At 59.3% G+C, this 12,690-nt stretch carries 13 protein-coding genes; all 13 read right to left on the bottom strand.

Annotated features, from left to right (window positions below):
• Nucleotides 1–48 precede the first annotated feature (48 nt).
• Nucleotides 49–429 carry a hypothetical protein gene (locus B5G40_RS09395; RefSeq protein WP_087399445.1) on the bottom strand — a complete coding sequence of 127 codons (381 nt, stop codon included), beginning with the start codon at nucleotides 427–429 and terminating at the stop codon, nucleotides 49–51.
• Nucleotides 430–621: 192 nt separating this feature from the next.
• Nucleotides 622–1,248, bottom strand: coding sequence for a hypothetical protein (locus tag B5G40_RS09390; protein WP_087399444.1), 627 nt, complete (start codon nucleotides 1,246–1,248; stop codon nucleotides 622–624).
• On the bottom strand, nucleotides 1,217–2,284 hold the full coding sequence (locus B5G40_RS09385; RefSeq protein WP_087399443.1) for a hypothetical protein: 1,068 nt from the start codon (nucleotides 2,282–2,284) through the stop codon (nucleotides 1,217–1,219). Before B5G40_RS09385 ends, B5G40_RS09390 begins: the two co-directional genes overlap by 32 nt.
• 77 nt (nucleotides 2,285–2,361) lie before the next feature.
• Nucleotides 2,362–2,547 carry a hypothetical protein gene (locus tag B5G40_RS16885; protein WP_158099512.1) on the bottom strand — a complete coding sequence of 62 codons (186 nt, stop codon included), beginning with the start codon at nucleotides 2,545–2,547 and terminating at the stop codon, nucleotides 2,362–2,364.
• Nucleotides 2,548–3,317: 770 nt separating this feature from the next.
• Entirely contained in the window at nucleotides 3,318–3,989 is a 672-nt protein-coding gene (rnc, locus tag B5G40_RS09380; protein ID WP_087329592.1) for a ribonuclease III, read from the bottom strand.
• A gap of 64 nt (nucleotides 3,990–4,053) precedes the next feature.
• Nucleotides 4,054–4,287 (bottom strand): acyl carrier protein, encoded by a 234-nt coding sequence (locus B5G40_RS09375; protein ID WP_087189306.1) that lies wholly within the window; start codon nucleotides 4,285–4,287, stop codon nucleotides 4,054–4,056.
• A gap of 94 nt (nucleotides 4,288–4,381) precedes the next feature.
• Nucleotides 4,382–5,419: a phosphate acyltransferase PlsX gene (plsX, locus tag B5G40_RS09370; protein WP_087399442.1), complete on the bottom strand. Its 1,038-nt coding sequence runs from the start codon at nucleotides 5,417–5,419 to the stop codon at nucleotides 4,382–4,384.
• A gap of 273 nt (nucleotides 5,420–5,692) precedes the next feature.
• A complete protein-coding gene (trmFO, locus tag B5G40_RS09365) occupies nucleotides 5,693–6,997 on the bottom strand; it encodes a methylenetetrahydrofolate--tRNA-(uracil(54)-C(5))-methyltransferase (FADH(2)-oxidizing) TrmFO (protein WP_087399441.1) in 1,305 nt (434 codons plus the stop codon).
• A gap of 21 nt (nucleotides 6,998–7,018) precedes the next feature.
• A complete protein-coding gene (locus B5G40_RS09360) occupies nucleotides 7,019–7,636 on the bottom strand; it encodes a flavodoxin family protein (protein WP_087399440.1) in 618 nt (205 codons plus the stop codon).
• Between the two features lie 26 nt (nucleotides 7,637–7,662).
• Nucleotides 7,663–9,981: a type I DNA topoisomerase gene (gene topA / locus B5G40_RS09355; RefSeq protein ID WP_087399439.1), complete on the bottom strand. Its 2,319-nt coding sequence runs from the start codon at nucleotides 9,979–9,981 to the stop codon at nucleotides 7,663–7,665.
• A 15-nt stretch (nucleotides 9,982–9,996) separates the two neighbouring features.
• Nucleotides 9,997–11,223: a DNA-processing protein DprA gene (dprA, locus tag B5G40_RS09350; RefSeq protein ID WP_087399438.1), complete on the bottom strand. Its 1,227-nt coding sequence runs from the start codon at nucleotides 11,221–11,223 to the stop codon at nucleotides 9,997–9,999.
• A gap of 24 nt (nucleotides 11,224–11,247) precedes the next feature.
• Nucleotides 11,248–12,018, bottom strand: coding sequence for a TrmH family RNA methyltransferase (locus tag B5G40_RS09345; RefSeq protein ID WP_242959354.1), 771 nt, complete (start codon nucleotides 12,016–12,018; stop codon nucleotides 11,248–11,250).
• A 1-nt stretch (nucleotide 12,019) separates the two neighbouring features.
• Nucleotides 12,020–12,673: a potassium channel family protein gene (locus tag B5G40_RS09340; RefSeq protein WP_087399437.1), complete on the bottom strand. Its 654-nt coding sequence runs from the start codon at nucleotides 12,671–12,673 to the stop codon at nucleotides 12,020–12,022.
• Between the last annotated feature and the right edge of the window lie 17 nt (nucleotides 12,674–12,690).

Here is a 12,690-nt window from a genome sequence, read left to right as displayed (position 1 = left end):
CCTCAGTTCTGAGTTCTGATTTTGCCCTTACTGGACTCGATGGGTGGTTTAGGGTGTGTACTGTCCGCCCTGGATCAGCGGCTGCAGATAGGCGACCACAAAACCCAGAGTATTGAGCACAATCCAGGTCACGACAATTCTCTTCAGCCAGCTGGTTGCCTCGGCAACCGCACGCTCATTACGGGAGATCATCCGTACCAGCAGGGCTACCGCGGCCGCTGTCACCGCTACGATGGTGGAAATGCCCACCAGCTCGCCATAGACATCTGCGATAATGGTAGAGAATCGCGTCCACATGGTATCCGCCGCAGCGGCCGGCTGGGCGAACATCACCATCATGTAGCAAGACACCATCGCCATCTGGAATCCGTTGCGCAACCGCTGGGATACTCTCACCCAGCGATCTCGCCTGCTCTCGTCCTTTGCCATTTGCTTCCCTCCTTTTCTCGTCATATTGGCAGCAAAAAGCCGCCTCGAAGCGACTCTTCAAAATCACTTCAAGGCGGCTCCCTGCCGTCAGGTCCAATTTTGGACAATAACAAGATAGCACATCTTCACTCCCCTTGTCATCCGCGCCGACCTTGCCATTTTTCTGCCTTTTCTCTGCCACAAAATAGGACATCACCCCTCCAGCAGTGTCAACAGCTCAAGCCAGGCGTCCAAGCAACCAGCCGGGGCTGTCCACAGCCTAATGGAGAGGATATTAACCGCCTGCTGGCGGAGACGGTAATAATGCCGCTCCGAGATATCCAGGCGGTACAGAATGTCCGTGTGGCTCGGCTTATCAGGCGTAATGAATGTCTGGAAGATGATGTTATACATGAGCTCTCCGTTGCCCGGCTTATGGCGCAGGACAGTCAGAGCCTCGTTGATTCGATCCAGCAGAAGGCGGGATTTTCGGATGCTGAGCAGCCGATGCTCCAGTTTTGCATTTCCCAGCGCCATCTGTGTATCTACCACACTGAGAAGTGCATCCAGATCCTTCAGTGGCTGATCCAGTTCCTGGGCAACCTCACCAGGGAAGCACTCCAGAGCCCAAACGATGTCTCGATAGTGCTTGAGCATAACCTGGGTGTTGTGGTACATATTCCGACGAAGCTCTTGCTCCGCAAGTCTGGCTTTCGCATTTGGAATGTCCGGATCCTCCACGATTCCCCTGCGCTCCAGCAAGTCACGCAGCTGCTCCTGGGGAATCACACTGTTCTGATTCGGCAGTTCACCACAAAGGGATGCCTTCAAATCTGCCATTTTCAATACCTCCATCATCCTGATCCGCAGGCCCGGCCCTAGGCGTGGTCCCACAGAAAAATTCAAAGTTTGGCGTCCCTGGAGAGGACCTTTGGCAGTCCTCCCAAACATACTCTAAAATCTTACACGGAGAAAAATACGCGCGCGTAATATTACAGCCCGCATCTGCAACACGACAATTCTTCTGCTCCTGGGGCATTACTGTACGGCTATACCACGCAATCAATTTACAGATGCGAGCATGATCGCTCAGCTGCTTCCCGTACGCATTGGTGTCTTTTGTACGTATTTCTTTCAAAATGCGCTCAACTTCGTCCTGGGACGGCAAGGAAAACTGTTCTCCGGCTGGATAGGCCACGTTAAAGATGATGCAGCCAAAAGAACCTGGAAGCTTATACAGCGGGAAGGCATCCGCATGTTTTTTGAAAAAGCGCCAGACCTTTGTCTTTTCCCATCCCCAACGCTTACCTAGGGACTCCAGTGTCAACACGGCACCATACTGTCCAAATTGGACAGCTGGCGTTAAATGAGAAAACGCATTGCTCGGCTCATGCCAAACTGTGTGACACCAGAGATCCAGCCATGCGTCCGCCTCAGCAAATTGATAATGCCGCTCTACAAGCCTCTGTGTGACGTTTCTAGGCAGGCATAGGAATCCATACCCCTCCGTCGTGTAAACGGCCTCACGGCCCGCACAGGGCTCACCAGAGCATCTTATGACCCAGTCTGTAACCTGATAGGTCATCTTCTTAGTTTTTGAATCCAGTGAGTAGGTAATATAACCTCGATCCGCAAGCTCACCCATTAGGTTCAACGCCTTCTGACGACGATTGATCCCAAGGATACTTTTAAGACCAACAATACCACCTGCCCAGCCACCGACACTTATCTTGTTAATGTAACCGCAATACTTTGCATGCCCATTTCGAAAGGCTGCTCGGGAGGCCAGACGCGCCCAAGCACCCATTATGCCCTTCCCGGGCGGCAACTGATTTCGCGGCAGTTTGACCCACTGATATTTAAGTAGACACTTCATTGCGCTGACCTCCTTTCTGGTAGATTGAAAAAAGCCTCGCTCCGTGCTACACTGATTAACACGAAAGCGAGGCTTGATTAAAATGCTTTATGCGTGTGATAATTGCCATTACCTGTTCCCCAGAACAGTTGAAAAGACCTGTCCTGACTGCGGGAAACCGACCATTCGTCCAGCAACCGATGAAGAACAAGAGGATTATAAAAATCGGCGTAATGAGAATCTTTGGACTGATGATAACGGTAGTTGTTGAGCTCTGCCAGCAAAGCCGATTTTCTGACTCACTACCCATGCAGTTTTTCTGCCCATAGCACATTTTTTATCTGTGTATACGTACTACATTTCATGGGATGTATTTTACACACCACAAATATAGAATTACGCCCGAGGCTCGTAAGTCTCGGGCGTTTCTTTTGCAGTATTCTTTTGGGGTATTCTTTACTTGGTATATCCCCAAAACCCTTCAATCATTTCTATTGCAGCGGCCGTTTCTACGAAAAGAGGCCAAATCGAAGCGACTGCCTCCCCAATTATAACTGTGCTATCCCTACGTGCTATATCAGACCCTGTCTCAACTGGTGTAAAATTGGTGTAATTCACTCGGCAGCCATACCATCAAAGTACCGATTTCCCAGGCATTACAGCGGTTTGGTGGGTTCTCTATGTATTTTCAGCGCCTTTAAATACAAGGCGGCACCTCGCAACACATATACTTCTGAATAAAGTATTATATCAAGGAATGAAGGCTATTGCAAATCCTTTTGCCCCCGAAACACATAAAACAGGACTGCGGATGATCCGCAGTCCTGTTTCTTTCCGGTTGATGCCCTCAGCCCTTCAGCTTCTCAATGGCAGCTTTGCGGCATTCTGCTCCGCCCCCAAACCGCACGGCGGTTTGGGAACCCCATTTCATTCTATCTGTTCGGGTGAAATGAATTCACCCGGCATCAAGGTTTTACCTCCGGCAAAACGCTTGGCGCCGCAGAGCGGCGGCTCGCTTACGCTCGCAAAAGAGGCGGAGCACTCTGGCAATCACTCAACCCTTCAGTTTCTCGATGGCGGCCTTGGCGGCATTCTGCTCCGCCTCTTTTTTGCTGCGGCCCTTGCCCTGGCCGATGGGGGTACCGTTCAGGTCCACCTCCACCGAGAAGATCTTGGCGTGGTCGGGGCCCTGGGCACCGATGAGCTGATAGCCCAGCACCTGGCCGCTCTCCCGCTGAACCAGCTCCTGCAGGGCGGTCTTGTAGTCCCGGCTGGCGCTCTTCTCCTCTTCCCGGTCCAGAATAAACTTCTGAATGATTTTTCTGGCGGAGCCGATGCCCCCATCCAGATAGACGGCGGCGATCACCGCCTCCACCGCGTCGGCCACGATGGAGGGCCTCTCCCGGCCGCCGCCGGCGTCCTCACCCTTGCCCAGTTTCAGGTAGGCTCCCAGGTTCAGCTGCTGGGCCACCTCCACCAGGCTGCCCTCGCACACCAGGGCCGCCCGGGTGCGGGTCAGATCCCCCTCGGGCAGATCGGGATGGGTGCGGAACAGGTAGTCCGCCGTCACCATACCCAGCACGGAGTCTCCCAGAAACTCCAGCCGCTCATTGCTCTGGCACCCTCTTGCCTTGTTCTCGTTGGCATAGGAGCTGTGGGTCAGAGCATTTTCCAACAGGGCCCGCTGGTTGAAGCGGTAACCCAGCTTTTCTTCCAAGGCTTCCATGGCCGTCCCTCCCTTTCATGACAGGAGCCCCGCCGTCGGCGGGGCTCCCCAGTCTGATTCTGTGTCAGTCTTCCAGTTTGGACTTCAGATAGCGGACCAGGTCGGCCACAGTGGCAACGCCGGACAGGTCGTCCTCGTCCATATTCTCCAGGCCGAACTCCTCTTCCACCGCCATGGTCAGTTCCACGATGTCCAGAGAGTCGGCACCCAGGTCCTCGAAGGAGGTGTCCATGGTGATGCTGTCAGCTTCCACACCAAACTGCTCGGACAGCAGACCGGCAATCTTCTCAAAAATCATGTTCATCTACTCCTGTCGCATCCGTCGTCCGACGGCGTCTTTGCATTTGCACTATGATAATAGTGCAAGTCTTGAGCGCCTGTCAATAGGTAACTCAAATTTTTTCCTCTGCGTTGGTAGGCAAACGCATATATTCGATATTCTCCACTAGATCATCGATCATGCCGGAGGAGGCAAAATCCCGGGCCTGCCGGATGGCGTTCTTGATGGCGTAGTCGTTGGAGGAGCCATGGGCCTTGATCACCGGCTTGGAAATACCGATGAGGGCGGTGCCGCCCACCTCGCCGGAGTCCATCTTCTTTTTAAACTGCTTCAGCCCGCCGGACACCAGCACCGCCGCCAGCTTGGTCAGAATGTTTTTCTTGAACATGGCCTTCAGTTCCTTGGCCATATACCCGGCGGTGCCCTCCATGGTCTTGAGGAAGATGTTGCCCGAGTAGCCGTCGGACACAATGACGTCCACCTGGCCGAACACCGCCTCCCGTGCCTCCACATTGCCCACGAAGTGAATCCGCCCGGCCTTGTCGGCGGCGGTGAGCAGGGCATGGGCCTCCCGCTGCAGGTCGGTGCCCTTGGAGGGCTCCGCGCCGATGTTCAGCAGGCCCACCTTGGGCTCGGGCCGCTTGAGCACCCGCTCGGCATAGTAGGAACCCATGAAGGCAAACTGGAGCAGGTACTCCGGGGTACCCTCGGCAGTGGCGCCGCAGTCGATGAGCACCGCCCCGCCGGCGCCGGTGGGCACCACAGGGGCCAGGGCGGCCCGGCGAATGCCGCGCACCCGCTTGATCATCAGGGTGGCTGCGGAGAGCAGGGCGCCGGTGCTGCCGGCGGACACAAAGGCATCGCCGTCCCCGTTTTTCAACAGATTGAGGCCCACAGTGAGGGAGGAGTCCTTCTTCTCCCGGAAGGCGGTGGCGGGGTTGTCGCACATCTCCACCACCTGGCTGGCGTGGGCGATCTCCAGGCCGGGAGGCAGTTGATCGATACCGTCGTCCTTCAGGACCTTGAGAATATCCTCTCCCCGGCCCACCAGGATGACCTCCACCCCCAGCTCACGGACCGCGGCCAGTGCGCCCCGCACATTGGAAGCAGGCGCGTTGTCGCCCCCCATGGCGTCTACGATGATCTTCATATGGTTCTCCTCTTCTTTCTATGTTCTTCCGTTTTCAGACGGGTTGGGGTCTCAGCCCTCTACATCCAGTCCCGCCAGCATTTCCAGAGCCCGCTTGGAGAGTTCGGCATTCTTGTTCCGCTTGTTCCCCACGGAAATCATATTTCCGTGGGGCCCCGATCCTGAAATCTGCTCGGGCGAAGTGAATTCGCCCGGCATCAAGATTTTGCTTCGCAAAATACTTGGCGCCGCACGGCGGCGGGTCGCTTTCGCTCCCGGGCAAGCGGACGCGCCTTATTCTACATCCAGGCCCGCCAGCACTTCCAGGGCCCGTTTAGACAGTTCCGCATTTTTGTTCCGCTTGCCCTTGACCTTATAGCCCAGGGGCGGGATAATACCGAAATTCACGTTCATGGGCTGGAAATCGGTGACGCTCTCATTGCTGATATACAGGGCCAGCGCGCCGGTGGCAGTCTCCTGCGGGAAATCTACCGGCGGCTTTCCGGTAAGCCGCCGTGCCAGCTCCACCGCCGCCAGGAAGCCGGAGGCGGTGGACTCCACATAGCCCTCCACACCGGTGATCTGTCCGGCAAAGCAGATACGCGGGTCCTTCTTCACCCGGTAGTACCGGTCCAGCAGCCGGGGGGAATCCAGATAGGTGTTGCGGTGCATGACGCCGTAGCGGACGAATTCCGCATTTTTCAGGGCAGGGATCATGGAGAACACCCGCTTCTGCTCAGGCCACTTCAGATGGGTCTGGAAGCCAACCAGATTGTAGATGGTGCCATCGGCATTGTCCCGCCGCAGCTGCACCACGGCAAAGGGCTCCTTGCCGGTCTTGGGGTCCCGCAGGCCCCGGGGCTTCAGGGGACCGTAGCACAGGGTCTGCTTCCCCCGGCGGGCCATGACCTCCACCGGCATACAGCCCTCAAACACGTTCTTGTCCTCAAAGCCGTGGACCTCCGCCTCCTGGGCGGCACACAGCTCAGTCCAGAAGGCGTCGTACTCTTCCTCGGTCATGGGGCAGTTGATGTAGTCCGGGGTACCCTTATCGTAGCGGGAGGCAAAGAAGGCGCTGTCCATGTCTACGCTTTCAAAGGTGACCAGAGGGGCAGCGGCATCAAAGAAGTTGAGGTAGTGGCTCTCCGGGAAGAAATCCTTGATGGCATCTGCCAGCACGTCGGAGGTCAGGGGCCCAGAGGCCACAATCACGTTGCCCTCGGAGGGGATGGCAGTAACTTCCTCCTCCACCACAGTGATGAGAGGATGATTCCGGATCTTTTCGGTGATGGCCTGAGCAAAGCCATGGCGGTCCACCGCCAAAGCGCCGCCGGCCTCCACCCGGTGCTCGTCGGCGCAGGAGAGGATGAGGGAGCCCATCCGCCGCAGCTCCTCCTTCAGCAGGCCCACCGCGTTCTCCAGCTGGTCGGAGCGCAGGGAGTTGGAGCACACCAACTCGCCAAACCACTGGGTATGGTGGGCGGGAGTCATTTTATGGGGCTTCATTTCCTTCAAAATCACAGGGATACCCCGCCGGGCCAGCTGCCAGGCGGCCTCACACCCAGCCAGACCCGCGCCGATCACGAGTACAGGTTCCATAGGTTCCTCCTTGGAGTAGGGTCAACGGATGAAGTTGGTCCGCTGGGCGGGTTCCCGCTGGGGCAGGCCGTACTGGGCCTTGCCCAGGGCAATGCTCTTGACCAGGAAAGCCATGTTTCGGGCCAGGGTACGCATGGTTTGCAGCCCCTCCGCATCCTGGGCGGCCTCGCCGGGCGCTCTGCCGTGGATGCTGTTCCAGTACTGGCTGGAGGCCACCGGCATCCCGCTGATGGTAAAGAATTTGTTCAGCTCGTCAAAGGTGGATGACAGTCCGCCCCGGCGGGCAGCCACCACGCTGGCTCCCACCTTCATGGTCTTGTCAAAGGGGGTGGAGTAAAACAGGCGGGTCAGAAAAGCCACCAGGGTGGCATTGGCCGAGGCGTAGTATACCGGGCTGCCCACCACCAGGCCGTCGCAGGCCTCAAACTTGGGGGCAATCTCATTGACCAGATCGTCAAACACACACCGGCCCAGCTCGTTGCACCGGCCGCAGGCCACACAGCTGCGAATATCCCGATGTCCGATGTGGATCAGTTCCGTCTCAATGCCCTGGTCGGCAAATACCTTCTCCATCTCTCCCAGCGCCAGGGCGGTATTGCCGTTGGCCCGGGGACTTCCGTTCAGCAGCAGGATCTTCATGGCTTTTCCTTCCCTTTCTCCGCCGGTCAGGCCTCTTCTGTGGTCTTGGCGGCTTTTTGGGTGGTGGTCTTTTTCGTTGTGGTCTTTTTGGCGGCGGTGGCCTTTTTCGTGGTCGCCGCCTTCTTGGTGGTGGTCTTTTTGGCAGCCGTCTTCTTGGCAGGCTTCTTCTCCTCCTCGGGGGGAGCGCCCTCCGCCGGAGTCTCTGTGACGGCAGTAGTCTTTTTCTTATAGCCCCGCTGGTCCTCAGGCAGGAAGTTGGGGCACTCGGGGTTGATGCAGAAGGGCTTCTTGAAGCCACGGCCCGACTTCTTGAACAGGGTATGGCCGCACTCGGGGCAGTTGTCCTTCACGGGTACATCCCAGGTCATAAAGTCACACCGGCGGGCCTCGTCCTTGTTGGCGTTATTCTCGCAGCCGTAGTAGGCATAGCCCCGCTTGGAGGTCTTTTTCAGGATCTTACCGCCGCACTTGGGGCACTTGCCCGGCATTTCAATGACGATGGGCTGGGTGTGGTCGCACTCCGGCCAGCCGGGGCAGGCCAGGAACCGGCCGAACCGGCCGGATTTGTACACCAGGTTGCGGCCGCACTTGGGACAGATCACGTCGGACACCTCGTCGGGCACCTTGATCCGCTCGCCGTCCAGGTCCTGCTCGGCCTGCTTCAGTTCCTTCTCAAAGCCGCCGTAGAACTGGCTCAGCAGACTCTTCCAGTCCACCTTGCCAGTCTCCACCTCGTCCAGCTGCTCCTCCATGTTGGCGGTGAAGGCGGTATCCACAATGTCGGTGAATTTGTCCTTCATCAGGCCGGTCACCACCTCGCCCAGGGGGGTGGGCCGCAGATTCTTGCCCTCTTTTACCACATACTCCCGGTCCAGAATGGTGGAGATGGTGGGGGCATAGGTGGAAGGGCGTCCGATGCCCTTCTCCTCCAGGGCCTTGATGAGGGTAGCCTCGGTGTAGCGGCTGGGGGGCTGGGTGAAGTGCTGATCGGGTTTCAGGCCCTTCAGCTCCAGGGGCTCCCCCTCCTTCAGGTCGGGCAGGGGGGACTGGAATACCTCGTCCTCCTCGTCCTTGCCTTCCACATATACGGCAGTGTAACCGGAGAACTTGAGAGAGGAGTGGGTGGCCCGGAAGGTATAGCCGGCGGACTCCACCTCGATGGACACGCTGTCATAGACGGCGGAGGCCATCTGGCAGGCCAGGAAGCGGCTCCAGATCAGCTTATAGAGCTTGTACTGCTCGGCGGTAAGGGACTTTTTGATGCCCTCCGGGGTGAGAGCCACGTTGGAGGGCCGGATGGCCTCGTGGGCGTCCTGGGCCCCCGACTTGGTCTTGTACACCCTGGGCTTGCCGGGGTAGTACTGCTCGCCATAGCGGGACAGGATGAAGTCCCGGGCGGCGGCGGTGGCCTCGTCGGACAGGCGGAGGGAGTCGGTACGCATATAGGTAATAAGACCCACGGTACCCTCGCCCTCAATGTCCACGCCTTCATAGAGCTGCTGGGCAATGGACATGGTGCGCCGGGGGGGCATGTTCAGCTTGCGGCTGGCCTCCTGCTGGAGGGTGGAGGTGATAAAGGGAGGCGCCGGGTTGCGCTGCTTGTCCTGGCGCTTGACGCTCTTCACGGAGAAGGGGGAAGCCTGGACAGCCTGGGCCACATCCTGAACGGCCTCCGCGCTGTTCAGCTCCATCTTCTTCTCTTTTCCGTAGAAACTGGCCTTGAACTGCCCCAGATTGGGGGAGATACGGGCCAGATCGGCCTCCAGGGACCAGTACTCCTGAGGCACGAAGGCCTTGATGTCGGCCTCACGCTCACACACCAGCCGGGTAGCCACCGACTGCACCCGTCCGGCGGACAGGCCCCGGCGGATCTTTTTCCACAGCAGGGGGGAGATCTGATAGCCCACAATACGGTCCAGCACCCGGCGGGCCTGCTGGGCATTGACCAGGTCCATGTCGATGGCCCGGGGGTGGGCGATGGAGTCGTTGACCACCTTTTTTGTGATCTCGTTAAAGGTCACCCGGTAGGTCTTGTCGTCGGGAATCCCCAGCATCTCCTTTAGATGCCAGGAGATGGCCTCTCCTTCCCGGTCAGGGTCGGTGGCCAGAAATACTTTATCGCTCTTCTTGGCGGCCTTGGTCAGGTCGTCGATGACCTCTTCCTTGCCCTTGATGGGCTGATAGTCCACCGTGAAGTCGTTGTCCACATCCACGCCCAGCTTGCTCTTGGGCAGGTCCCGGACATGGCCCATGGAGGCCTTCACCTGATAGCCGGGCCCCAGATATTTGCCAATGGTCTTGGCCTTCGCCGGGGACTCGACGATCACCAGATTCGATTTCGCCACAGTACGATACTCCTTTTATTCTTGTACCTCGAAACGGACGGCGGCGGCAAAGCGCCGGCCCGGTAATTCCTTCAGATAGCCCCCGGCCTGCAGCAGGGTGAGGGCGGTATTGACCCGCCGTGCGGGGATCTCCGTCTGCCCTACGATCTCGTCGGCAGTGAGGGTCTTTTCCGACAGCAGGAAGAAAATCTCCCGCTGTTCCTCCCCCATCTGCTCCAGACCGCTGCGCGGTGCGACAGGCAGCCCCTCCTCTTCTTGGTCAGGCTCTGCGGGTTTGCACTCAGACTCCGGCGGCGGGGTGGGCATAACCTCCAGCCGCTCGTCCGCCTCCTCGGCGGTTATAGGCTGGGGCCGGCGCAGCTTGTGGGCATACCGCCCCGCATACTCACACAGGATATCCCCGGCAGTACGCACCAGCTTGGCCTCGCCCTGGGCAATAAGCCGGTTGGTCCCGGCGCTGGTGGCGGCATCCACCGGTCCGGGGACCGCAAATACATCCCGGCCCTGATCCAGGGCGTCGTGGGCAGTGATGAGAGCGCCGCTGCGCTCCCCCGCCTCCACGGCCACCACACCCAGACACAGTCCGCTTAAGATGCGGTTGCGCTGGGGAAAACGCCAGCCATCCGGCCGGGTACCCGGCGGATTCTCCGACAGGATGGCGCCCCGGGCGGCCACATCCTCATAGAGCCAGCTGTTACAGGCGGGATAGACCACATCCACGCCGCCGGCCAGCACCGAAACTACCGGTCCGCCGCCCTGGAGCGCGCCCTTCAGGGAGGCCGCGTCGATACCCTGGGCCAGACCGGACACCACCAGGGCGCCTGCCCGGGCCAGGCCCATGGCAATGCGTCCGGCGGTCCGTACACCGTAGGCGGAGCACTGGCGGGATCCCACCATTGCAATCGCTACTTCTTCATCAAAGCGGAAGAGCCTCCCCTTGCCGTAGAGCACCAGGGGATAGTCGCTGAGCTGGAGCAGCCGCTCCGGGTAGGCTCCGTCCTGACAGCTGAGCAAAAACAGGCCCAGCCGGTCGCAGTTCTCCAGAATCCGATTGGTCTGGTCCAGAGATTTGTCACACAGGGACCGCCTGGCCTCCTGGGTCAGACGCAGAGGCTCGTAGGCCTCCCTGTCGGCAAAGTACACCCGCTCGGCGCCGCCGAAATAGTCCAGCAGCTCTACCTGGTGCCGCTGGGGCAGGCCCCGCCGGGTAGAGAGCCAGAGCAGATATTGAATGCCCGCCACGGCGGCCCCTCCTCTCTCGTTGGCTCAGCGGTTCCGCCAGCCCTCCCACAGCGCCACGGACGCCGCCACGGCGGCGTTGAGGGACTCGCAGCGGTCCCGCATGGGGATCTTCAAGGTCAGGGCGCAGGCGTCCAGCACAGCCTGGGACACACCTCTGCCCTCGCTTCCAATGACTACCGCGGCGCGGCTCAGATCAGCCGCGCGCAGATCGGCGGTATCCTCCCGCAGTGCGGTGGCATACAGCGGCAGCTCCGCCGTTTTCAAGAGGACGGTAAGTTCCTTCAGCCCAGTCTCCCACACCGGCAGACGGAAGCAGGCGCCCATGGTGGAGCGCACCGTCTTGGGGGAGAATGGCTCGGCACATCCAGGGAGTAGGAACACTCCCTCCGCGCCAAAGGCGTCGGCAGTGCGCCATACAGTACCCACGTTACCCGGGTCCTGGACCCCGTCCAGCACCAGATAAAGTCCCGGGGTCAGTGTCTTTGGCGGCATCAGGTCGGGGGTACGGCACACCGCCAGCATTCCCTGGGGCGTGTCCACCGTGGAAACCGACTTGAGCACGTCGGCGGGCACCTCTACCAGGCGCACACCCTGCGGCAGATTCCGGGGCGGCTCAATGCCTTCGGCCACCACCAGAGTTTCCACCCCGGCGTTCCAGCGCAGGGCCTCTTCCACCAGCTTATGTCCTTCACAGAGAAAGACTCCCTCCTGCCGGCGGGTTTTCTTGTCGTTTCCCAGCTTCCGCAGCCGGGCCACCAGAGGATTCTGGCGGCTGGTGATTCGTTCCATACCCATCTTACAGATCCTGCAGGCGGTTGACGTCCTCGGTGCGGCCCAGGGCCACCACCGTATCCCCCGCCTCCATAATGGTGCTGGGGCCGGGGGTCACATTGAAGGCCTCCTGTCCCTTTTTCCGTACGGCAATGATGTTGACCTTATAGCGGGCCCGTACATTCAGTTCCGCCAGATTTTTTCCCAGCCAGTCCCGGGGCACGTTGGTCTCCACAATACCAAAATCTTCGCTGAGCTCAATAAAATTGAGGACATTGGAGCTGGACAGGCCCTGGGCCAGCTTGACGCCCATCTCATGCTCGGGGAACACCACCCGGTCGGCGCCGATTTTCTCCAGCACTTTGCGGTGGACATGGCTCTGGGCTTTACAAATTACCTTACGCACGCCCAGTTCCTTCAGGTTCAGGGTGATGAGGGCGGAAGTGCCCACATCCACGCCCACCGCCACCACGGCGCAGTCGTAGTTGCGTACGCCCAGAGCCCGGAGCACCGCCGGATCTCTGGCGTCGCCGGTAACGGCATGGGTGACCTTGTCGGCCACCTTCTGTACATTCTCCTCGGAGTCGTCCAGGGCCAGCACCTCGTGGCCCAGGGAGCTGAGCTCGGTGGCCACGGCGCTGCCAAACCGGCCCAGGCCGATGACAACGAAGGTTTTCATTCGGTTACACATCCTTC

Source organism: Flavonifractor sp. An9 (assembly GCF_002161245.1).
GTDB lineage: Bacteria > Bacillota > Clostridia > Oscillospirales > Oscillospiraceae > Flavonifractor > Flavonifractor avicola.
Note: the sequence above shows the minus strand (reverse complement) of the source record. Positions and strands in the feature narration are given on the sequence as shown.

Excerpts from the sequence above, each read along its gene's own strand:
- B5G40_RS09390 (WP_087399444.1), bottom strand. The coding sequence starts at position 1,248 with ATGGCAGATTTGAAGGCATCCCTTTGTGGTGAACTGCCGAATCAGAAC.
- trmFO (WP_087399441.1), bottom strand. The coding sequence starts at position 6,997 with ATGGAACCTGTACTCGTGATCGGCGCGGGTCTGGCTGGGTGTGAGGCC.
- B5G40_RS09385 (WP_087399443.1), bottom strand. The coding sequence starts at position 2,284 with ATGAAGTGTCTACTTAAATATCAGTGGGTCAAACTGCCGCGAAATCAG.
- B5G40_RS09345 (WP_242959354.1), bottom strand. The coding sequence starts at position 12,018 with ATGGGTATGGAACGAATCACCAGCCGCCAGAATCCTCTGGTGGCCCGG.
- B5G40_RS09360 (WP_087399440.1), bottom strand. The coding sequence starts at position 7,636 with ATGAAGATCCTGCTGCTGAACGGAAGTCCCCGGGCCAACGGCAATACC.
- B5G40_RS09375 (WP_087189306.1), bottom strand. The coding sequence starts at position 4,287 with ATGATTTTTGAGAAGATTGCCGGTCTGCTGTCCGAGCAGTTTGGTGTG.
- B5G40_RS09395 (WP_087399445.1), bottom strand. The coding sequence starts at position 429 with ATGGCAAAGGACGAGAGCAGGCGAGATCGCTGGGTGAGAGTATCCCAG.
- B5G40_RS09340 (WP_087399437.1), bottom strand. The coding sequence starts at position 12,673 with ATGAAAACCTTCGTTGTCATCGGCCTGGGCCGGTTTGGCAGCGCCGTG.
- plsX (WP_087399442.1), bottom strand. The coding sequence starts at position 5,419 with ATGAAGATCATCGTAGACGCCATGGGGGGCGACAACGCGCCTGCTTCC.
- rnc (WP_087329592.1), bottom strand. The coding sequence starts at position 3,989 with ATGGAAGCCTTGGAAGAAAAGCTGGGTTACCGCTTCAACCAGCGGGCC.